Annotated in this window: 20 protein-coding genes; 13 read left to right on the top strand and 7 right to left on the bottom strand. The window is 68.6% G+C overall.

Going from position 1 to position 20,649, the window contains the following annotated elements; all coding sequences use genetic code 11:
• The 8 genes from ACWCPQ_RS11040 (at position 1) to ACWCPQ_RS11005 (ending at position 8,272) form a co-directional block, all read left to right on the top strand.
• Positions 1–1,554: a class I adenylate-forming enzyme family protein gene (locus tag ACWCPQ_RS11040; protein ID WP_449897127.1), complete on the top strand. Its 1,554-nt coding sequence runs from the start codon at positions 1–3 to the stop codon at positions 1,552–1,554.
• Positions 1,551–2,327: an SDR family NAD(P)-dependent oxidoreductase gene (locus ACWCPQ_RS11035; protein ID WP_449897125.1), complete on the top strand. Its 777-nt coding sequence runs from the start codon at positions 1,551–1,553 to the stop codon at positions 2,325–2,327. The genes ACWCPQ_RS11040 and ACWCPQ_RS11035 overlap by 4 nt, the downstream gene beginning before the upstream one ends.
• Before the next feature lie 154 nt (positions 2,328–2,481).
• Entirely contained in the window at positions 2,482–3,465 is a 984-nt protein-coding gene (gene acuI / locus ACWCPQ_RS11030) for an acrylyl-CoA reductase (NADPH) (RefSeq protein WP_449897123.1), read from the top strand.
• A gap of 13 nt (positions 3,466–3,478) precedes the next feature.
• A complete protein-coding gene (locus ACWCPQ_RS11025) occupies positions 3,479–4,672 on the top strand; it encodes a MaoC family dehydratase (protein WP_449897121.1) in 1,194 nt (397 codons plus the stop codon).
• Positions 4,673–4,741: 69 nt separating this feature from the next.
• Positions 4,742–6,454 carry a class I adenylate-forming enzyme family protein gene (locus ACWCPQ_RS11020; RefSeq protein WP_449897119.1) on the top strand — a complete coding sequence of 571 codons (1,713 nt, stop codon included), beginning with the start codon at positions 4,742–4,744 and terminating at the stop codon, positions 6,452–6,454.
• Positions 6,455–6,630: 176 nt separating this feature from the next.
• Positions 6,631–7,095, top strand: coding sequence for an ester cyclase (locus tag ACWCPQ_RS11015; protein WP_449897118.1), 465 nt, complete (start codon positions 6,631–6,633; stop codon positions 7,093–7,095).
• Positions 7,096–7,106: 11 nt separating this feature from the next.
• Positions 7,107–7,583 (top strand): DUF3237 domain-containing protein, encoded by a 477-nt coding sequence (locus ACWCPQ_RS11010; RefSeq protein ID WP_449897117.1) that lies wholly within the window; start codon positions 7,107–7,109, stop codon positions 7,581–7,583.
• A 26-nt stretch (positions 7,584–7,609) separates the two neighbouring features.
• On the top strand, positions 7,610–8,272 hold the full coding sequence (locus ACWCPQ_RS11005; RefSeq protein WP_449897115.1) for a TetR/AcrR family transcriptional regulator: 663 nt from the start codon (positions 7,610–7,612) through the stop codon (positions 8,270–8,272).
• On the opposite strand, the gene ACWCPQ_RS11000 is transcribed toward ACWCPQ_RS11005, so the two are convergent.
• The 6 genes from ACWCPQ_RS11000 to ACWCPQ_RS10975 form a co-directional block, all read right to left on the bottom strand.
• Positions 8,257–9,375, bottom strand: a complete 1,119-nt coding sequence (locus ACWCPQ_RS11000) for an acyl-CoA dehydrogenase family protein (protein ID WP_449897113.1) — start codon at positions 9,373–9,375, stop codon at positions 8,257–8,259. The genes ACWCPQ_RS11005 and ACWCPQ_RS11000 overlap by 16 nt on opposite strands.
• Complete coding sequence (locus tag ACWCPQ_RS10995; protein ID WP_449897112.1) at positions 9,375–10,571, bottom strand: acyl-CoA dehydrogenase family protein; 1,197 nt, start codon at positions 10,569–10,571, stop codon at positions 9,375–9,377. The genes ACWCPQ_RS11000 and ACWCPQ_RS10995 overlap by 1 nt, the downstream gene beginning before the upstream one ends.
• A 16-nt stretch (positions 10,572–10,587) precedes the next feature.
• Positions 10,588–11,364, bottom strand: a complete 777-nt coding sequence (locus tag ACWCPQ_RS10990; protein ID WP_449897110.1) for an enoyl-CoA hydratase/isomerase family protein — start codon at positions 11,362–11,364, stop codon at positions 10,588–10,590.
• A gap of 6 nt (positions 11,365–11,370) precedes the next feature.
• Positions 11,371–12,315, bottom strand: coding sequence for an acyl-CoA dehydrogenase family protein (locus tag ACWCPQ_RS10985; RefSeq protein ID WP_449897376.1), 945 nt, complete (start codon positions 12,313–12,315; stop codon positions 11,371–11,373).
• 346 nt (positions 12,316–12,661) lie between these two features.
• On the bottom strand, positions 12,662–13,891 hold the full coding sequence (locus ACWCPQ_RS10980) for an acyl-CoA dehydrogenase family protein (protein WP_449897108.1): 1,230 nt from the start codon (positions 13,889–13,891) through the stop codon (positions 12,662–12,664).
• A gap of 75 nt (positions 13,892–13,966) precedes the next feature.
• Positions 13,967–14,626 carry a TetR/AcrR family transcriptional regulator gene (locus tag ACWCPQ_RS10975; RefSeq protein ID WP_449897106.1) on the bottom strand — a complete coding sequence of 220 codons (660 nt, stop codon included), beginning with the start codon at positions 14,624–14,626 and terminating at the stop codon, positions 13,967–13,969.
• Positions 14,627–14,662: 36 nt separating this feature from the next.
• Between ACWCPQ_RS10975 and ACWCPQ_RS10970 the strand changes: the two genes are divergently transcribed.
• The 5 genes from ACWCPQ_RS10970 to ACWCPQ_RS10950 all read left to right on the top strand — a co-directional run bounded on the left by ACWCPQ_RS10970 (position 14,663) and on the right by ACWCPQ_RS10950 (position 19,907).
• Entirely contained in the window at positions 14,663–15,964 is a 1,302-nt protein-coding gene (locus tag ACWCPQ_RS10970; protein ID WP_449897104.1) for an acyl-CoA dehydrogenase family protein, read from the top strand.
• Positions 15,965–15,990: 26 nt separating this feature from the next.
• Entirely contained in the window at positions 15,991–16,983 is a 993-nt protein-coding gene (locus ACWCPQ_RS10965; RefSeq protein ID WP_449897375.1) for a phosphotransferase family protein, read from the top strand.
• A gap of 71 nt (positions 16,984–17,054) precedes the next feature.
• A complete protein-coding gene (locus ACWCPQ_RS10960) occupies positions 17,055–17,831 on the top strand; it encodes an enoyl-CoA hydratase-related protein (protein WP_449897102.1) in 777 nt (258 codons plus the stop codon).
• 14 nt (positions 17,832–17,845) lie between these two features.
• Positions 17,846–18,805: an NADPH:quinone oxidoreductase family protein gene (locus ACWCPQ_RS10955; RefSeq protein WP_449897101.1), complete on the top strand. Its 960-nt coding sequence runs from the start codon at positions 17,846–17,848 to the stop codon at positions 18,803–18,805.
• A 241-nt stretch (positions 18,806–19,046) separates the two neighbouring features.
• The gene (locus ACWCPQ_RS10950; protein ID WP_449897099.1) at positions 19,047–19,907 is read left to right on the top strand and encodes an LLM class F420-dependent oxidoreductase; all 861 of its coding nucleotides are present in this window, start codon (positions 19,047–19,049) and stop codon (positions 19,905–19,907) included.
• Positions 19,908–19,929: 22 nt separating this feature from the next.
• Here the strand turns inward: ACWCPQ_RS10950 and ACWCPQ_RS10945 are convergent, their stop codons facing one another.
• The gene (locus tag ACWCPQ_RS10945; protein ID WP_449897097.1) at positions 19,930–20,559 is read right to left on the bottom strand and encodes a hypothetical protein; all 630 of its coding nucleotides are present in this window, start codon (positions 20,557–20,559) and stop codon (positions 19,930–19,932) included.
• Between the last annotated feature and the right edge of the window lie 90 nt (positions 20,560–20,649).

The following is a 20,649-nucleotide window of genomic DNA, read 5'->3' as shown; positions in this document are numbered from 1 at the left end:
GTGCCCATTTTCAACGGCGAGAACGCCGGACCCGTTCGCGAGAACGCCGAACTCGACACCGGCGCGGGCGCCCGGCTGCCGGCCTCCATAGGCGAGGTCCTGACACCCGCACTCGCCGCGCATCCGGACGCCACCGCGATCGAAGCCACCTCGGGCTCCTGGACCTACCGTGAACTCGACGAACACGCCGCCGCGGCCGCGGCGGCGCTGTGGTCGCTCGGCGTACGCCCCGGCGACCGGGTGGCGGCCTGCCTGCCCAACGACCTCGAGATCGTGGCCGCCTTCCACGGCACGCAACGTATCGGCGCGATCTGGGCGGGTATCGGGGAAGCCCTGGCCGCCACGGAACAGCAGTACCTGCACGATCTGGTGACGCCGCGGGTCGTCCTGGCCGGGCCCCGCTGCCTGATCGACTCCCCGGCCCGCGTCGAGTCCGCCCGCTGGGCCGCCGCCCAGCACGCACCGGCGGCACCGCGTATCGACGCGGATCCGGACGCCGCGGCCGGGATAGCCTTCACCAGCGGAACTTCGGGGCGGCCGAAAGCGGTGGTGCACAGTCAGCGCAACCTGCTGCTACCCGGCGCCGCCCTGGTCGCGACCCGCGGCTGGGGGCCCGAACTGCGCAAGGGCGACAGCTTCCCGCTGACCATTCTCAACCTGATGGTGCTGTCCACCCTGCTCACCGCCCAGGCCGGCGGATGCGCGGTGATCATGGACCGTCGCGACGTCGCGGGTGTGGCGGAATGGATCTCCGCCCACCGGGTGACGGTCTGGAACGGCGCCCCCGCGCAGATCTACGATCTGGCGGCGCGCCCGGAACTCGACCTGAGTTCACTACAGGAGGTATGGAGCGGCGGCAGCGATACCCCGGATACCGTCCGTGCCGCGTTCGCGCAGGCCCACGGACCGGTACCGCGAGTCACCTACGGCCTCACCGAAGCTCCGACCGTGGTCGCCATCGATCCACCCGGCGCGCGATGGCAGCAGCGGGCCAGCGGCCGAGTGCTGCCCCAGTTCGATATCGCGGCCTATGACGACGACGGTAACCGCCTGCCCGCGGGCGAACCGGGCGAGCTGCGCCTGTCGGGCCGCACAGACGGGCCGTGGGCCGGGCTGTGGCGCCCCATGCTCGGATTCTGGGTCGACGGGAAAGTGATCGCACCGCCGGACGGTCCGATCGCCACCGGCGATATCGGCACCGTAGATGCGGACGGCTGGCTCACCGTACTGGACCGCAAGAAGATGGTGATCATTCGCGGCAGTGCGAACATCTACCCCCTCGAAGTGGAGCGGGTGCTGAGGAACCACCCGGCGGTCGCCGGGGTGGCGGTGTGCGGAGTACCGCACGAGCGGTTGGGTCAGCAGGTTGCGGCGGCGATCGAGACGAACGGGCATCCGGTGGACTTCACCGAGCTGGAACGATTCTGCCGGGCCGAACTCGCCGGATACAAGGTTCCCGAGATCTGGGCGGTGGTCGACGAGCTGCCGATCAATGCCATGGGCAAGGTCGTGCGGACCGGACTCCCGGATCTGATCGCGCGGGCCCGGCCATGAGTGGTGACCGCGCGGCGGCCGTACGCCCCTTCGAACTGGACGGCCGGGTAGCCGTGGTGACCGGCGGATCGTCGGGACTCGGGGCGGCGGTGAGCCGGGCCCTGGCCGGGCTCGGCGCCCGGGTCGCGGTTGTCGCACGCCGCCGGGACCGCCTGGAATCCCTGGCCGGGGAGATCGACGGCCTCGCCCTGGGGTGCGATCTCGGCGATCCCGAAAGGCTGACCGAGATCGTTCCCGCGGTGACCGCGGCACTGGGACCGCCGGAGATCCTGATCAACGCCGCCGGTAACCGGTTCGGCACCGAAGTCGCGGAAGCGGAGTCGCTCACCGATATCCGGCGCACTCTCGAACTGAATCTGCTGGCTCCGCTCCTGCTCGCCCAGCAGGTCTTTCCGGCCATGCGCGCGATCGGCCGGGGTTCGATCGTGAACATCTCCTCCATCAGCGGCCGGGTGGGTATTCCGGGAATTCCGCAAGCGTCCTATGCGGCGAGCAAGGCCGGATTGTCCGGACTCACCACCGAACTCGCCGTGCAGTGGGCGCGCCATTCGATCCGGGTCAACACTGTCGCACCGGGCTTCTTCCGGAGCGAGATCACCGCCGGCCTCTACGACGACGAGCGCGGTGCCGCCTATCTGCGCCGTAATACCTTGCTGCCCACCGAGGGCACGGCCGCGGACCTGGTCGGCGCCGTCGTCTGGCTGGCCGGGGATTCCGGGCGGTACGTGACCGGGCAGACCATCGTCGTCGACGGCGGCTGGACCGCGCGCTGACCCAGGGTGTTGACACCGGAAACCGCGACTGGAAATATTATTCTTGTTCTAGAGAATCAAATTCTCCACCTGCGAACCGGCGCCCTGTCCCTCGGCACCGCCGTTCGAGACGCTGGAACGGCAACCGAACGAACGAGAAAGGACCACATCACCGATGTTCTCCGCAGTTCTCATCGACAAGGGTGAGTCGGGCACGAAGGCAGAACTCACCACCGTGGACGACGCGCAGTTGCCCGCGGGCGATGTCGAGGTCGAGGTGGCCTGGTCCACGCTCAACTACAAGGACGCCCTCGCGATCACCGGCGCCTCCCCCGTCGTGCGCAAGTTTCCGATGATCCCGGGTATCGATCTCGCCGGCACCGTCGTCACCAGCAGCCACCCCCGCTGGTCGGCGGGGGACAAAGTGGTCCTCAACGGCTGGGGTGTCGGCGAAACCCATTGGGGCGGACTGGCACAGCGCGCCCGGCTCGACGGCGACTGGCTCATCCCGCTACCGGGCGAATTCACCGAACGCCAGGCCATGGCCATCGGCACGGCCGGCTACACCGCCGCCCTGTGCGTCGACACGCTGCTGAAACACGGGCTCGCCCCCGACGGCGGCGAAGTCCTGGTGACGGGCGCGACCGGCGGTGTGGGCAGTATCGCCATCGCGCTGCTGACCAAGGCCGGGTTCGCGGTGGCCGCCGCGACCGGTAAGGCCGACGAGCACGCCTATCTGAAACAGCTCGGCGCCACCACCGTCCTGGACCGTGCCGAATTCGCCGACAAGGGCAAATCACTGCAGAAAGAACGCTGGGCGGGCGTCGTGGACACCGCCGGCAGCCACACCCTGGCCAATGCCTGCGCGCAGACCCGGTACGGCGGTGCGGTGGCGGCCTGCGGTCTCGCCCAGGGGATGGATTTCCCGGCGTCGGTGGCCCCCTTCATTCTGCGTGGCGTATCGCTACTGGGCGTGGACAGTGTGATGGCCCCCCAGCAGAAGCGGCTCGACGCCTGGGCGCGCCTGGCCCGCGACCTGGACCCGGCCGCACTCGATTCGATCGCCCGCGAGATCGCGCTGGGTGCGGCGATCGAGGCGGCGGACGGGTTCGTGGCGGGCACCGTCCGCGGCCGGATCATCGTCGATGTGAATCGCTGAGCAGGAGTTTCTCGTGAGCAAGAACCCCGACGAAACCACCGTCGAACTGGATCTGAGCGATGTCGATCACCGGGTCGGCAAACCGATCGGCGGCGGCCAGCTGTGGGATCCGTGCAGCACCTCCGATATCCGCCGCTGGGTGATGGCGATGGACTATCCGAACCCGCTGCACTGGGATCAGGAGTTCGCGCGGGAATCCCGGTACGGCGGACTCGTCGCCCCGCAATCGATCGCGGTCGCGCTGGACTACGGGCACGGCGCGGCACCGGCGTGTGTCGGCCGTATCCCGAACAGCCATCTGATCTTCGGCGGCGAGGAGTGGTGGTTCTACGGCGCTCCGGTGCGACCGGGCGACCAGCTCTTCCAGGAGCGGCGCTTCCACGACTACAAGGTGACCCAGACGAATTTCGCCGGGCCCACCATGTTCTCCCGCGGCGATACCGTCCACCGCAATCAGCACGGAACGCTCGTCGCCAAGGAACGATCGACGGCCATCCGCTATCTCGCCGAAGAAGCCAACAAGCGAGGGATGTACGAGAGCCAGCTCGGTGAGATCAAGAAGTGGACGGCCACCGAACTCGCCGAGGTGGACGCGCTGCGCACCGAATGGCTGATGTCCAACCGGCTCGGGGTCTCCCCGCATTTCGACGAGGTGAAGGTCGGCGACCGATTGCCGCGCCGGGTGATCGGCCCGCACAGTATCGCCTCTTTCACCACCGAGTACCGGGCGTTCCTCTTCAATATCTGGGGCACCTTCCGGTGGACCGCGCCCGAGGGCATCGACGACCCCTGGGTCTATCAGGATCCCGGCTGGACCGAGGGCTTCGGCTTCGACGAGGAGGGCGCCGAGATCGACCCGCGGTTGCGCGACGGTCTCTACGTCGGACCCTCGCGTGGTCATATCGACGCCGAGAAAGCCGGGGACGTCGGGATGGCGCGAGCCTACGGTTACGGGGCCACGATGGGTGGTTGGTGCACCGACTATCTGGCCTACTGGGCCGGCAACGACGGCTTGGTGCGGCATACCAAAGCCGATTTCCGCCTACCCGCCTTCGAAGGCGACGTCACCTATTTCGACGCCGAGATAGTGGACAAGAATCCGGAATCCACCTGGGGCGTACCCCTGGTCCAGGTGAAACTCACCCTCACCAATCAGGACGGCGGCAAGCTGGTCAGCTGCACCGCCGAGGTCGAACTCCCGCTGTAGCGGCGGAATGCTGTAACGGCGGGAATACCGCGGTCGACGCGGAATCACTGTCAGAGAGGACAACCGGCGATGAGCACCGGGCATCGGCACACCCCCGACCGGGCGGCGGCGATCGCCGCGGGACCGCCGCTGAGCGAGGAACCGGGGCTCGGAACACTCACGCTCCCCGGGTTCCTGCGCGAGGTCACCACACAGTATGCCGCGCGTACCGCACTGATCTGCCCCGGCGCCGAGGTCGCCTGGACATATACCGACCTGTGGGACCGGGCGCAGGCGGTGGCCCGGGCTCTGCACGCGTGCGGGGTCGGCAAGGACAGCCGGGTCGGCGTACTCATGACCAACCGTGCCGAATGGCTCGCGGCCGTTTTCGGCACCGCGCTGGCCGGCGGGGTCGCGGTCGCACTCAGCACTTTCTCCACCGCGCCCGAACTCGACCATCTGCTGCGGGTTTCGGGTGTATCCGTGCTGCTCTACGAACGCCGGGTGGCGAAAACGGATTTCGGCCGGATGCTCACCGAGCTCGAACCCCGGCTCGCGGCCGCCGCATCGAGCGGGGTGGCGTCGGCGGCGTACCCCTTCCTGCGGTATCTCGCGGAGGTCGGCGACCCGGCACCGGAGGGCGCGGTGGAGGGCTGGGACACCTTCCTGGCACGCGGGACCGGAACGGCCCCGGATCTGATCGAGGCCACGGCGGCGACAGTGGAGCCCGGCGATACCGCGGTGCTGTTCTTCTCCTCCGGCACCACCAGCAAACCGAAGGGTATCCGCAGCGCCCATCGCGGGGTCACGCTGCAGATGTGGCGTTTCCGGCGGATGTTCGGTTTCGGCCCGGACGACGAGGTACGTTGCTGGACCGCGAACGGTTTCTTCTGGTCCGGGAATTTCGCGCAGGCGCTGGGCGCGACCCTCGCCGCGGGCGGCACCCTCGTCCTGCAATCGCTGTTCGACGCTGCCGGAGCACTCGAACTCATGCAATCGCAGCGGGTGAACTTTCCCGTGGCGTGGCCGCACCAGCACGCCCAGCTGCAGGGGGCGCCCAACTGGGAGACAGCGGATCTGCGCGAGCTGCGCTTCGTGGACCGGGATCTGCCGCTGGCCACCCATCCCACCGTCGATACCGACTGGACCGAACCGGGCCACGCCTACGGCAATACCGAAACATTCACCATCACCACGTGTTTCCCGGCTTGCACACCGGAGGAGACCATCGCCGGCAGCAGCGGGGTGCCGCTGCCCGGCGTGACGGTGAAGATCGCCGATCCACTCACCGGCGCGGCGCTGTATCGAGGCGATTCCGGCGAGATCTGCGTCAAGGGCCCCACCCTGATGCTCGGCTACCTCGGGACTCCGCTGGACGAGACGCTGGACGACGACGGCTATTTCCACACCGGCGACGGCGGGTACCTGGACGATCAGGGACGACTCTACTGGGCGGGCCGGCTCACCGACATCATCAAGACCGGCGGCGCGAATGTCTCACCGCTCGAGGTGGACGAGGTCCTCGGCCATTTCCCGGGCGTGCAGATCGGCCGCACGGTGGGCGTCGCACACGAGACGCTCGGCGAGATGGTGGTCGCGTGCGTGGTCCCGCACCCCGGCCGGACCCTGGACCCGGGCGAGATCCGCGAACATCTGCGCGCCCGGCTGGCCAGCTACAAGGTGCCGCGCGAGATTCTGTTCTTCACCGAGGAAGATCTCGCACTGACCGGTAGCGCCAAGATCAAATCCAGCGATCTGCGCCGGCTGGCGGCGCAGCGGCTGACCTCCGCGGAATCCCGGTAGCGGCCGACCCGGCGGCGGTGGGGACTACCCGGCAGGATTCCCGCTCCGGGTGCGCGCGAGGAGTCGCTGGACCGTACCCGGCGCACCCGCCTTGTTTACACATACGGTCGTATGTATTCTTTTCATAGCATATCGGGAGATACCGCCCCGATGCGTACCGCGACCGAAGGATGCTCATGGACGGTCACCGCATGTTCGAACTCGCTCGTGCCCTGGCGACCGCGAAGAGCGCCCGGGATCTTCCCGCCGCACTCCGCCTGCTCCACCCCGATACGACTTTGGAAACCCCCGCTTTCGGGACCACAGCGCGAGGCCTCGCAGAGAACGAGCGGGTACTCACACGCTTCTTCGCGACCTTTCCCGACTATGACGTCGAACTGGACGGGCACGCGGACGACGGAGAAACCCTGATCTGCTGGGGTACCGCACGAATGACCATGACCGGCAACAGATTCGGTGTCGCACCCAACGGCCACCGGGCCGTGGTACCGGTGTTCATCGGCTTCACCTTCGCCGACGATCTCATCGCGAGCGAGCGCTTCGTCTTCGATCTGGCCGAATTGTGCGCTCAGTCCGGGGTGTCGACCGATACGGTGCGGGACCGGCTGCACGGCCGGACGAGCACTGCGGGCGGCCGGTGATGGACGCGCGCGTGAAACCGGTCGCGGCCATCCGCACCGCACCGCTGTTCGATATGGTCGTCGACCTGTTCCCACCGCTGGACTTCGGCCGCGGCGGACCGCTCGGGCGCCGAGTGCTGTACGGCGCGGCCGGCGGATCGTTCGAGGGGCCCCGGTTGCGCGGCGAGGTGCCGGCCGGTGGCGGCGACTGGGCGCTGTACCGTCCCGACGGCACCATGCTGCTCGATGTCCGGCTCACCCTGCGCGTCGAGGACGAACTGGTGGCCATGACCTATCACGGCCGCTGGGTGATCCCGGACGACGCCCGGGCCGAGATGGCCGATCCGGACACCCGCGCCCGGGTCGACCCGGCCCGCTACTACTTCCGCACCACTCCCCTGTTCGAAACCGGATCGGCACGGCTGGCCTGGCTCAACGATATCGTCGCGGTCGCGACCGGCTACCCCGTCGACGGCGGGGTCGCCTACCACGTCGAGCAGGTGCTGTGATGCCGCCCGGCCCCGGGAGCCCGGCGATGACGGCCGCAGGCGACGACCGGCCCCTGGAGCGCAGCGGTGATCGCCGCCGCGAGCGCGGATCGCGATCCCGGCGGCTCATCACCCGGCACGCCGTCGATATCGCGTCGCTGGACGGACTGGACGGGCTCAGCTTCGGGCGGCTCGCCGAGGATCTCGAGATCAGCAAGGCAGGTATCCAGACCCTCTTCCGGACCAAGGAGGCTCTGCAACTGGCTACCGTGGTGGCAGCGGGTGAGGCATTCACCACGGCGGTGATCGCCCCGGCCGGCTCCGCGGCGGCGGGTGAACCCCGGTTGCGCGCGCTGATCACTCGATGGATCGACTACGCCGCACAACCGTTGTTCCCCGGCGGCTGCTTCTGGGGAGCCAATCTTCCGGTCTTCGACAGCCGGCCCGGGCCGGTCCGCGACGCACTGCGGCGACAGCACCGCGATTGGCTGGATACACTGGCGCGGGAGTTCGAGCCCACCGGCGGCCGCGGCCCCGGAACCGGCGACGCGGACCTGGCGGCCTTCCAGATCGACGCCGTCCTCAACGCGGCCAATATCGCGTTGCGTTTCGGCGAGACGGACAGTGTCACGAGAGTCCATCGCGTGGTCGACGGACTGCTGGATCCCGATACCGCGCGCGGGAGGAGCAGGAGTCAGTCCACGCGATAGCGACCGGCGAGTTCGCGGCGGTGATCGGCCGGCGAACCGAACAACGCCCGATTCAGGGTGGCGCGTTTGAGGTAGCGGTGGATACCGCTCTCCCAGGTGTAGCCGATACCCCCGTGCAGTTGAACGGCCTTTCCGGCGATCCGGACACCGGCCTCACCGGTATAGGCCTTGGCCGCCGAGACTGCCCGGCTGGAGTCCGGGGAGCCGTCCAGCGGAGTCGACAGCGCCGCCGCGACCAGCCGCCGGGCGATCGTGAGATCCACGAACATATCCGCGCAGGCGTGTGCGACCGCCTGGAAGGATCCAATGGGGCGGCCGAATTGTTCCCGCACCCGGGCATATTCGACGGTCGCGTCCAGCATGGCGGCCCCGGCCCCCAGGCTGTCGCATGCCACCGCCAGCGCGGCACGGTCGTAGAGAGCGCGCGACGCGGCGGCGCTGTCGGCCCGGAACGGACAGACGGCCGCCGGAGCCAGCGCGACTCCCCGCGCTGCCACGAGCCCCAGCGATCTGGTCTCGTCCACCACCGGCCGGCTGCCGATTCGTATCCCGGGCGCATCGGGCGCGACGATCGCCATCCGCACCGAGCCGTCCGGCGCCCGAGCGGGAACGAGCAGTACGGTCGCCGCCGCAGCGTCGGGTACGAAATCGGCGGTTCCGGATAATTCGTATCCCTCGATGGTTTGTTCCAACCGGAATGTGGGTACTATGCCTCCGGTGCCGGCACAAGCCGTTTCGCCGCCGGCCGCCGGCACCATATTTCCTCCCAGCACCGCGATCGGTACCGCGGTGCCCGTGACGGTTTCGCGCAGTACCGCGTCCCGGTGGGTGTTCGGCTCGAGCAAGGTCAACGCGCCGATACCCGCCGAGGCCACACTCGGATACGCGGTGCGCGCGACCGCCCGGCCCACCTCCTCCAACAGAATGCCGACCTCGGTGTAACCGGCTGCCGTGCCACCGTATTCGTCCGGCACCTCGAGGCCGGCCCAGCCCGCCCGCGCCAGCGCGGTCCAGTCGATGTGCTCGGCGGCACCGGCTCTGCCGAGCAGCTCCCGGGCCACGGCACGCAGCTCGTCGTGGAACTCGGTGAATTCGCCGCTCATCACGCTCCCGCCGGTTCCCGGGGCAGACCGAGTCCGCGCTCGCCGATGATCGTGCGCTGGATTTCACTGCTACCGCCCGGAATCGTCCACTCCCACGAGCCGACGAAATCCAGCACCCAGGCTCCGGATTCCCAGCCACCCGACATCGGCTTGCGCAGCACGGTCTGGCCGGTGAGACCACTGATCTCGGCACCGAAATCGGTCATGCGCTGGAGGAGTTCGCTGTAGTAGAGCTTGACCACCGATGCGTCGGCCGGCCCGACGGTACCCGCATCGTGCCGTTCCACGAGGTCACGGCACAGCGCACGCAACCCGGTGAGTTCGATCTCCAGCCGGGCCAGCCGATCCGCGATATGCCCGTCGTCGACCGGGCGCCGCCCGAGGGCATCCGATTTCCGGCATTCCCGCACCAGCCATCCGAACCCGGCATTGCCGAGCCGTTCCGCCAGCTCCAGCATGGTCAGACCGCGTTCGGCGCCCAGCGTCTGCTGCGCCAGCTGCCAGCCGCGATTCTCGGCACCGATCAGATTCGCGGCCGGTATGCGTACCTCGTCGAGGAAGATCTCACAGAAATGCGCTTCACCTGTGGCCTGGCGGATGGGCCGCACCGCGATCCCCGGACTGCGCATATCCATCAGGAAATACGAGATCCCCTTGCGTTTCGGCGCGTCCGGATCGGTACGCGCCAGCAGTAGGCACCACTGCGCGTACTGGGCGCCGCTGGCCCACACCTTCTGCCCGGTGACCACATAGTCCTCACCGTCTCGCCGGGCCGCGGTCCGCAGCGCCGCCAGATCCGAACCCGCGCCGGGTTCGGAGAAACCCTGTACCCACAGCTGCCCGTCGAGAATCGCCGGCAGATGCCGCTGGCGCTGTTCGTCGGTTCCGCCGGCGATCAGGGTGGCCGCGGCGTGGTGGATAGCCACGAACGCCAGCACCAGCCGTGGCGCGTCGTGCGCGGCGAGTTCCTGGTAGAGAACGATCTGCTCCGCTACGGACATACCGCCGCCGTATTCACTCGGCCAGTGCGGTACCGCGTAGCCGGCCTCGCGCAGTGTCCGGAACCAGTCGCGCTGGAATGCCACGAAATCCGCTTCGGTGGCACCGGTCTGGGTTTCCCGCCAGTCCGTGGGGATATTGGCTCGGCACCACTGCCGCACCGTTTCCCGGAAAGCGGCCGGGTCGCTGTCGTTCATCGCCCGCTCCGCGTCGTCACCGCGTCCGCTCCCGCAGGGCCCGCAGGCGTTCCCGGTGCTCGGCCGACTGCATGGTCGCGACCTCGGCCGCGAAACCGGCTTGCAGCGGACCCGCGAGCGCCTGCGAAAGATACATGTTCACCACACGTTTGGTGCTGCTCAGCGCCTGTGCGGGGAGGGCCGCGAGCCGGTCGGCCAGGGCACGCGCCGCCGCCTGGAGATCGTCGGGGGCCACCGTCCGGCTGGCCAGCCCGAGTTCCACCGCGGTCGCCGCGTCGATCCGGTCACCGGTGTAGAGATACTCCCGCGAACGCAGAATCGGGGTGAGCAGCGGCCAGAAGGCCGCGCCGCCGTCACCGGCCACCAGCCCCACCGCGATATGCGGATCGGCCAGATGGGCGCGTTCGGAGATCAGGACGATATCGCACAGGACAGCGATACTCGCCCCCAATCCCACCGCCGGGCCGTTGACCGCGGCGATCACCGGCAGCGGAAAACGCAGGAGCTCCTCGATGATCTCGGCGCCCTCCCGGATGCTCTCGTCACGCGCCACCGGATCGTCGAGGAAGGAGGTGATCCAGTCCAGATCGCCGCCCGCGCTGAAGGCCCGCCCGGCACCGGTGAGGATCACTACCCGGGCTTCGGTATCGGCCGACAGCTGCCGCCAGACCTGCGCCAGCGCTCGGTGCAGATCGGCGTTCACCGCGTTCAGTTCCGCGGGCCGATCGATGGTGACGGTGCGGACCGGGCCCGTACCGGTGACGGTCAGCACCTCCGGCAGCTCGTATCGCATCGGGCCTCACACTCCCGCCGGATCGGAGAACAATCCCGCCAGACCGCGCCGCCCGATCCGCTCGGTCAGCAGTTCTTCGGTGGTCACCGCGCCGAACGGATATCGGCGCAACGGCAAGCTGTAACGCGACAGCCAGGACAACGTCGTCTCGTCACAGAATCCGACGGCACCGTGCAGCTGGTGCGCGATCCGGAACACGATATCGGCGGCCTCCAGCGCCGCCAGGCGCAGTGCGAGCGCGTCGTCGACCGCCTCCGGGCGACCGGTCTGGATACTCCACAGCGCGTACCGGGCCAGCAGGTCGACTCCGCGTCGCTCCACTTCGGCGTCGGTGAGCTGGAACTGCACACCCTGGAACTGGGCCAGCGGCCGCCCGAACTGTTCGCGGAGCGAGACGTGCGCGCGAGCGAGTTCCATTGCCCGGTCGAGCATTCCCAGCAGGGTCCAGCACGGCAGCGTCAGGGCCAGTGCGAGATCCGCGCTCCCGTCACCGTCGACCTGACGGATCTCCACCGGAGCGACGAAGGCCGATTCCCGGGCCGGGAGCTCGCCGGGCAATGCCCGCGCGGCCCCGCGCGCACCGTCCGGTGTCACGGTCGCCCAGCGCAGGTCCAGCCCGGCCACCGCGGCTGCGGGTTGTCTCCCGGTCACCACGAGCAGCCCGTCGAAGTCGGGATCGGCCGGGCGTGCCAGCCGTTCCGCCACCGGATAGGGCGTCGCCCAGTACCCGGCAGCGCGGCACAGCGCGGCTGCCGCTTCCAACTCCACCGGGTCGTGCCGGGGAGCCAGTTCCCAGGCCCCGAGGCCTGCGAGCACCGGTTCGATCAGCTGCTGTCGGCCCCCCGGTTCCTGTTCGGCACGCTGCACCAGTTCGTCACCACCGGCCGCACCGATCGCACGCACCACTGCATCCCCGAACTCCGATGCCTCGGCGGCGAGTTCGATCCGCACCTCATGGGCGTCGCCGGACTGGTTCCCGGACACTGTCATCCTGTCCTCCTCCGTCGGCCGCGGTAACCCCTGCGGTTGTGCGCTGCCGTCGCGGCAGCCGCCGGATCCGGTTGCGGCCCGGCATCCCCGGTCCGGCGGTCATCCGATATCGAAGCGCGCGCCGGACCCGGATCGGCGAGGACCGGACGTGGCCTCCGGACCCGGTACCGCATCCGGTGCCGGCGCGCCGCGGCAGGGGCGAGGGCCCGGGGCGACGCCGCGTCCCCGGCCCCCCGCTCGCCGTGCACGCCGCGAACCGGGCCATCGGCACAAGCACCGGAGGTGGCGGATGCCGGGCCGGTCACGTTCACGACCCCGCCCGCCCGGGCCGCGGCTTCCGGCTCCCGAGCCGGTCGGCCCGAACGGAGCCCGCGGTCTCGCGCCCCGGACCGGGCACAGCCAGTAGTTCCCGGGCCAGCAGAATACGCTGCACCTCGATACTCCCGGAGGCGACGGTCGCGGCATTCGCGTAGCGCCAGTGATCGTGGACCGCTCGCCGGAACCGGCGGCGCGGGCCGGAATCGCCCGGGACCGCCGCGGCCAGTTCCACCAGCACTTCGGCGCTCTCCTGATCGAGCCGGGTCACCGCGATACGGTAGGCGGCGGCGTCGCCCGGTGCGACCGTGCCCGAACTCTGCAGCGACAGCACCTGATACGCGAGCAGCCGGGCCCGGCGGCACCGGGTGAGCATGCGCGCCCAGCGCCCGCGCAGGGCCGCCGGGATCTCGTCCCAGAGCTCCCCGAGTACTTCCGGCGCGGCGTGCAGCAGCCGGTCGCAGCGGGCGTAGCGGGCTATTCCGACACGTTCGAACGCCAGTACTTCCTGGACCACCGACCAGCCGTGGCCCACCTCGCCCAGCACGTCGGCCTCGGTCGCGCGGACACCGTCGAAGAAGACTTCGTTGAGATGATGGGGCCCCAGCATGGAGGCGATCGGCCGGACCGTGATACCCGGATCCGACATCGGCAGCAGGAAAACGGTGAGTCCCTGCTGTTTCCGCCCGGCGTTCGAGGTACGGGCGAGCAGGAAGCACCATTGCGCCATGGACGCGTAGGAGGTCCAGATCTTCTGTCCGGTGACCGACCAGCCGTCGCCGTCGGGCCGGGCAGTAGTGCGCAGTGCGGCCAGATCCGAGCCGGCCTCGGGTTCGCTGAACCCCTGGCACCAGACGACCTCGCCACGGGCGATCGGGGGAAGGTGCTTGCGCTGCTGTTCCGGGGTGCCGTGGCGCATGATGGTCGGCCCCACCCAATTGACACCCATGTACTGGGCTCCGCGCGGTTCGTGCTGTGCCCACATCTCTTCGCGGACCACGGTCTGTTCCCAGATCGAGGCGTCGCGGCCGCCGAACTCCTCGGGCCAGGCCGTGCAGAGCAGACCACGATCGGCGAGGGCGGCGCAGAATCGCTGCGCGACAGCCAGATCCGCGGGATCGTCGGTGAATGCACCCAGATAGTCGGCAGGGACCTCGTCGGCGATCAATCGACGTAGCTCGCCGCGGAGCTTCGCGGCGGTCGCACCCATCGTGAAGTCCATGGGCGTACCCTACGGCAATCCTAATAAGGATTGCAATGTTTACTGGTTTGGCTCGCGGCCGTTCCATCGGCAGCCTCAGCCGGGCGGATCCGACCGCCCAGCCGCCGCAGCAGCCAGACAGAATTCGCTCAGCCGCGCCACGGCCACACTGTCGGGTTCGGCCTCGGACCACAGGTATTCCGCGAGTTTCCCGACCGTTGCGGATGCGACGAGACCGGCGGTGAACTCCGGGTCCGCCACTCCGAGCTCGGCGAACGGCGCGTGCAGCAGTTCGGCCAGCCGGCGCGGCGCCGATCCGGCCCGGCCGGTGACCAGATCCGCACCGAGCGCACCGGTATGACACAGCACGGCCCGGGCGTCGGCAGCGAGCGTGGGTTCGGCCTGCGCGAGGATCGCGGCCACCCAGCAACGCACCCGCGCAGCCGGATCCGCTTCTTTCGACATCCGGTGCGCGACGTAATCCGCCAGCCGTTCCGCACCGTCGGCGAGCACCGCCGCCATGAGCGCGTCCTTGGAGCGGAAGTGCCGATAGAACGCGTCGTTGGACAGCCCGGCGGCGGCCACGATATCGGCCACCCGGGGGCGCGTGCTCGTCCCACAGCGGCGGACCTGTTCCAGTGCGGCATCCAACAGCCGGCGGACCTCCCCGGCGTATTCGGCCTCCCGCTCGGCCACCGCCTTCCGGGCGATCCGGCCGACCAGGTCCGACCCGGAAAGAATTGCATTCTTGTTCACAAGAAGTATATTCTCACCGTAGGAGAGGAGGCGCAAATGGCATGGGATTTCGACACCGAACCCGACTTCCAGGCGAAGCTGGACTGGGCCGACACGTTCGTACGCGATGAGGTCGAACCACTGGATCTCCTCTGGCCGCACGAACAGTTCGTACCGTTGGCGGGAGCGCGGCGAGCGGCCGTCGATCCGCTCAAACAACGGGTCCGCGAACAGGGCCTGTGGGCGACCCATCTGGGTCCGGATCTCGGCGGACAGGGTTACGGCCAGCTGAAACTGGCGCTGCTCAACGAGATTCTGGGCCGCAGCTCGTGGGCACCGATCGTCTTCGGCTGCCAAGCGCCCGATACCGGCAACGCCGAGATCATCGCGCACTACGGGACCGAGGCCCAGAAGGAGAAGTACCTCCGTCCATTACTCGACGGCGAACTCTTCTCCTGCTATTCGATGACCGAACCGCAGGCCGGCGCCGACCCGACCCTGTTCCGCACCCGCGCGGTACGCGACGGCGACGACTGGGTGATCAAGGGCTGGAAATTCTTCTCCTCCAATGCCCGCACCGCCGCGTTCCTCATCGTGATGGCGGTGACAGACCCCGACGTGAGCCCCTACCAGGGGATGTCGATGTTCCTGGTGCCCGCCGACACTCCCGGAATCCGCATCGAACGCAATATCGGCCTGGCCGGGGAACCGCTGAACGACGGTTCCCACGCACTGATCCACTACGACGATGTCCGTGTTCCGGCCGAGGCGTTGCTCGGTGAGGCGGGGCAGGCGTTCGTGATCGCGCAGACCCGGCTCGGCGGCGGCCGCATCCATCACGCTATGCGCACCATCGGACTCGCGCAGAAGGCTCTGGACATGATGTGCGAACGCGCGCTCAGCCGGGAGACCGCCGGTAGCCGCCTCGCCGACAAACAATTCGTCCAGGGCTATATCGCCGACTCCTACGCCCAGCTGAAACAGTTCCGATTACTGGTGCTCTACACGGCCTGGGAGATCGACAAGTACAACGACTACAAGAAGGTCCGCAAGGACATCGCCGCCGTGAAGGTCGTCATGCCGACGGTGCTGCACGATATCGCCTGGCGGGCCATGCAGGTGCACGGTGCGCTCGGTACCACCAACGAACTGCCGTTCTTCACCATGATCCGCGGCGCCGGGGTGATGGGTCTGGCCGACGGCCCCACCGAGGTACACAAGATGACCGTCGCCAAACAGGTACTGCGCGACCACCGGCCCAGCGACGATCTGTGGCCCACGGAATGGATGCCGCGCAAGCTCGAAGCGGCGCGGGCGAAGTACGCCGGCTATCTGGAGAACGAAGTGGGGAACCTGTGATCGACTTCGCGCCGTTGGCGCAGTGGATGGACGACGCCGGACTACCCGGCAAGGGAGAACCGCTGGAGACCCGGTTCCTCTCGGGCGGTACACAGAACGAGATCTACGAGATCACCCGCGGTGAGCACCGCAGTGTGCTGCGAATACCACCGGCCGGGGCACCGGCCGACCGGGACAACGGGATCCTGCGAGAATGGCGGATCATCGAGGCGCTCGACGGCACCGATGTCCCGCACACAGACGCGGTGGCCGTCTGCACCGACACCTCCGTGCTCGGCCGGACCTTTTACCTGATGGGGTTCGTGGACGGCTGGTCCCCGATGGATCACCGCCGGATCTGGCCGGCGCCCTTCGATCACGACCTCGCCGCCCGCGCCGGACTCGCCTATCAGCTGGCCGAAGGGATAGCCCTGCTGTCCAAGGTGGATTGGCGGGAGCGGGGCCTGCACGATCTGGGACGCCCGGACGGCTTCCACGAACGCCAGGTCGCACGCTGGACCGGTTTCTTCGAACGGATCAAAGGCCGCGAGATCGACGGGATGGAGACCGCCACCCGCTGGCTGCGCGAGCACCGCCCGCTGGACTACATCCCCGGACTCATGCACGGCGACTACCAGTTCGCCAACGTCATGTTCCACGCCGGAGCCCCGGCCCGGCTGGCGGCCGTCGTCGACTGGGAGATGGGTACGGTCGGCGATCCGAAACTGGATCTGGCGTGGATGGTGCAGAGCTGGCCGACGGATACCGCCGCCCCCGAGGCCGCCGAATCCGGCTACGTCGATATGCGCGGTATGCCCTCCCGTGATCAGGTGGTCGAGCATTACGCGCAAGTCTCCGGACGGCAGGTCGACGACCTCGACTACTACCTGATCCTCGCCAAATGGAAACTCGCGATCGTGCTGGAGCAGGGTTTCCAGCGTGCAGGCGACGACGTGAAACTGCAATCCTTCGGCCCGATCGTGCCCGAACTCATGCGATCGGCCGCCGAACTCACCGAGACGACGGAGTACACAGCATGAGCGAGTCGGACCCGGAGGCGGTAGCGAAGCGTGACCACGCAGGGTCCTCGCACATGCCCCGAGAACACAGCATGAGCGCCGACGAATTCCAGGTGGAGCGGCGTGGGCCCGTCACTGTGCTCACACTGAATCGCCCACAGGCGCGTAATGCTCTCAACGGCAATCTGATCGGCGGTATCGGCGCCGCGATCCTGGAAGCCGAACAGGATTCCGGCACCCGCGCGCTGGTGCTCACCGCCGCCGGCGATCGCGCTTTCTGCTCCGGGATGGATCTGCGAGCGTTCTCCAGTGGCGAGGATGTCGGGTTCAGCGATACCCCGGAGAACCGGGCCTTCCAGCGCCTCACCCGCGGCGCCGTCGAGGTCCCGGTGGTCGGCGCCGCCAACGGCACCGCGGTCGGTGGCGGTCTCGAACTGCTGTTGGGCTGTGATCTGATCGTCGCCGCGGAGACCGCGAAATTCGGCCTTCCGGAAGTACAGCGCGGACTTTTTCCCGGCGGCGGGGGCACCTATATCGCCGAACGTATCCCCCTCGGTATCGCACTCCAGCTGACATTGACCGGTGAATTGTTCACCGCTGCGCGCGGTTACGATATCGGCTTGATCAATGCCGTGGTCCCGACCGATCAGGTACTCGAAACCGCCCTCGGTTTCGCCGACCGGATCGCCGCCAACGGACCGCTCGGTGTCGCCGCGTGTAAGGAACTGGTGCGCCTGTCGGTGACCGATCCGGCCAAGGCCGCCGAGCGGCTGCGACACTGGCAGGCAGTGGTGTTCGCCAGCGAGGACGCCAAAGAAGGCGCGACGGCGTTCATGGCGAAACGCGATCCGGTGTGGCGCGGGAAGTGACGACCGTCCGGGCAGTGGTCTGTCCCGAGTACGGCACCCCGGACGTGCTGCGGATCGAACGGCGGCCGCTCCCCCGGCCGGGTGCCGGACAGGTGCGCGTCCGGGTACGCGCGGCCGCCGCGAACTTCCCCGACGTGCTACTGATCGCCGGGCGGTATCAGATCGCTGTCGAGCCGCCGTTCGTCCCGGGTAGCGAATTCGCCGGGACTGTCACCGAACTGGGGACCGACTGCACCCGGTTCGCGGTCGGGGACCGAGTCTCGGGCACCGGTCTGTACGGGGCCTTCGCCGACGAGATAGTCGTCCCGGCCACCGGCCTGACCCCGATCGCCGAGGGGGTGGACGACCGGACCGCGGCCGCGTTCGGTGTCGCTCATCGGACCGCCTACCACTCGCTGCGGTCGGTGGCCCGCGTCGGCCCCGGCGATACGGTGATCGTTCTCGGCGCCGGGGGCGGCGTCGGGCTCGCGGCCGTGCAACTGGGCGTGATTCTCGGTGCGCAGGTCGTCGCGGTCGCGTCCACGCCCGGAAAACTGGCCGCTGCGGCGTCCTACGGCGCGAAACATCTGATCGACCACCGTAGGTCGGATCTCCGCGAGGCATTACGAGCGGTGGTACCCGACGGCGCGGCGGCGGTGCTGGATCCCGTCGGGGGAGACCTGTCCGAACCGGCACTGCGGGCCCTGGGTCGCGGCGGCCGATTCGTGACCGTCGGCTATGCCTCGGGCGCCGTACCCCGGATCCCGCTCAACCTGGTCTTGGTCAAAGGATTACATATTCTCGGATTCCAGTTCCGGGACATCGATCCGGGCGAATTCGAACGCAACGAGACAGAAGTGGCCGATCTACTCGCCGAGGGCCGGGTGGTGCCGCATATCGGCGCGGTCTTCGGTCTGGCGGACACCGCCCGGGCGCTCGGCGAGGTGGCGGCCGGTAGGGCCGTCGGCAAGGTGCTCATCGACCCGGCCCTCTGACCGGCCGGTCGAACACCCGCCTGTTCCGCCGATCAGCACCGGACTGGACCACACCGTGCCGGCGCCTCGGCACGGCCCTCCCGTCCCACCCGGCGATCCAGCGCGCCGGCAGATCACGCCACCGGGAATTTTCACCGGCTTGTCCCGGGTTGTCCTCGCCGAGGCCGCCGATCCCACCGCAACCGTCGTGGCACGCCCCGACGCGTGTGCTCGGTATGCCGATGCCGCCGAAGGGAAAACGATGAAGTTCGCAGTCAGTTACAGCACGGCCCATTTCGGAACCGACCCGGATGCTCTCGCCGCCTATGCGCGGCATGCGGAGGCCTGCGGATTCGAAGGCCTGTACCTGCCCGAACATCTGGTGCTGTATCCCGGCGCCCGGTTGCACGATTTCGAGGTACCACCCGATCTTCCCTTCGCCGACCCGCTCGAGACCCTGGCTTTCGTCGCGGCGGTCACCGACCGGATCCTGCTCGGCACCGGGGTGCTGCTGCTGCCCTACCGGCATCCGGTCGTACTGGCCAAGCAACTGGCGACGATCGATGTGCTGTCCAAGGGCCGGATGCGGCTGCTGTCGGTGGGTCTGGGAACACTACCGGCCGAGGCCGCCGCTGCCGGGGTCGATTTCCGCACCCGAGGACGACGGGCCGACGAGGCCATCGACGTGCTGCGGCTGCTCTGGTCGGGCGGCGCGGACGGTGTGAGCCATCACGGCGAGTTCTTCGAATTCGACGACCTGGTCCAGTTCCCGAAACCTTTCGGTTCGAACACGCTACCCATTCATATCGGCGGCTCCAGCACGGCTGCCGCCCGCCGCGCCGGGCTCCGGGGCGACGGCTACTTCGCGGGCGGGGCGTTGCTTCCGGACGAACGCGCGAGCCAGTGGGACCTGGCCCGGTCGACCGCCGCCGCGGCCGGGCGCGACCCCGGTCGCCTCGAATACACCCGCTGGAGCGGACTGGATATGACCGACGAACGCCTGGCCGCTTTCGCTGCCCAGGGCGTCACCCGGGTGGTGGTCAGCGCCACCGCCGCCGATCCGGCCGCGCAGCAGGACGAACTGTCACAGTTCGCGGAACGCTTCCTCGCGGCCGGTCTCTGACGGCGCGGCGAGGAGCGCGGGTTCAGACCGCGCGGACCAGCGCCTGCCTGCCGCGCAGATCCGCGAGCAGTACTTCACCGCTGTGGAAGACCTCGATGTCCTCGCGCTCCTGTTCGGGCACCCCGGCCGCCGCGAGGGCGCATCGTTTGAACGCCTGGGCCGCCGAACTGAGCCGATGATGGGCCGAGAGGACCCGGCAGGCGAGTTCCGGGGGCAGGTCGTCGCCCCAGACCGCGAGTTCGGCCAGACCCTTGTCGAGACAGTCGATGGCGCCCTTGCGGACCCATTCGTTCGAGACGAACACATCCGGCGCCAGCAGCACACTCTCCGGCCAGGTGTCGTGCACCGGCGAGGCCATGGCGGTGGTGAGATCGAGAACCGTCGCCCCCAGGATCTCGAGCGGACGCACATCGTCGTGTTCGGTGAGTACGGCGACGACCTCCCAGCCGCCCATCATGCGGTCGAAGATGAAGCCGCCCGCGTATCGCACCGCGTCCACGGTGTTCGGCGCGACGATCGCGAGCCGGTGCCGCAGCGGATGGCGCCTGGCGTGTGCGCGCATGATGTCGACCGGGCGTAGACCGGGTCCGACCACGGTTTCGGCGTCCGGAAGGCAGTTCGCCGCCCTGTCCTCATCCCGTGAACCGATCACCGGGTACTCCGTTCGATAAACCAACTGCTGAAACAGTAGGGTCGAACACCCGTATGTGACGCACGTCTCACCAAATTACCATCTGTGCTA

This window comes from Nocardia sp. NPDC001965 (assembly GCF_053594175.1).
Note: the sequence above shows the minus strand (reverse complement) of the source record. Positions and strands in the feature narration are given on the sequence as shown.